The organism is Noviherbaspirillum denitrificans, assembly GCF_002211445.1.
GTDB classification, from domain to species: Bacteria; Pseudomonadota; Gammaproteobacteria; order Burkholderiales; family Burkholderiaceae_D; genus Noviherbaspirillum; species Noviherbaspirillum denitrificans.
The window spans coordinates 1,356-1,566 of record NZ_LSTO01000001.1 but is presented as its reverse complement, the minus strand read 5'-3'; the positions used below and the strand labels follow the sequence as shown (position 1 = coordinate 1,566).

The 211-nt window shown below is 64.0% G+C and carries 1 protein-coding gene; it reads left to right on the top strand.

The window, feature by feature from the left end; genetic code table 11:
* A partial coding sequence (locus AYR66_RS29170; RefSeq protein ID WP_206046998.1) for a hypothetical protein occupies positions 1-211 on the top strand: 211 nt, incomplete at both ends.

Genomic DNA, 211 nt, shown 5'->3' with positions numbered 1-211 from the left:
GCACGCCGATGCGGTGCTGCAAGAAGCGCCGCTACTGCTGCAGGTGCGTGACGAACTGGCGGACCTGGAACGCCGGGCGACAGTGGGCTACAAACGGATGTTCGTGCTGAAGAATCGCCATCTGCGTTCACGCGGGTTGCCGCCGTTGCAGGCGTATCAGCGCGCGCTGATCGATGTGCGCATTGCCGGCTACATCGTGCTGGGGTTGCTG